General features: G+C 31.6%; 1 pseudogene. It reads right to left on the reverse strand.

Annotated features, from left to right (window positions below):
* Positions 1-335, reverse strand: a pseudogene (femA, locus tag A7976_RS14785) (glycine glycyltransferase FemA); the annotation flags it as partial.
* Positions 336-450: the final 115 nt, after the last annotated feature.

Raw genomic sequence — 450 nt, forward strand, 5'->3', positions numbered from 1 at the left:
GGTAAATATGGATCGATATGTAGGTATAGACAACGATGTTTTTTAACATATTTTGATAATTCATTAAAGAAAAAGTGTACGAGTTCTTGATTTTCATAATCAATCACTGGACCGCGATTTGAATAAAAATACTTGAACACTTTCATAACAGGTACAGCAGTAAGTAAGCAAGCTGCAATGACCTCGTTATTATTGTTTTTTATTCCCACTAAATGTGTTTCATAACCTTCAGCAAGCTTTAACTCATAGTGGCCAACAGTTTGCGTGAAATGACTGTATGGCATGCTATCTGTAAAGGCACCAAACTCTTTAGCTGTTAAATTTGTAAACTTCATTATCATTACTCCTATTTGTCTCTCGTTAATTAATTTCATTTCCGTATTTGCAGTTTTTCTATTTCCCCTCTGCAAATGTCAAAAATAATAAATCTAATCTAAATAAGTATACAAT

The organism is Methylobacillus sp. MM3 (genome assembly GCF_001645185.1).
Lineage (GTDB): Bacteria > Pseudomonadota > Gammaproteobacteria > Burkholderiales > Methylophilaceae > MM2.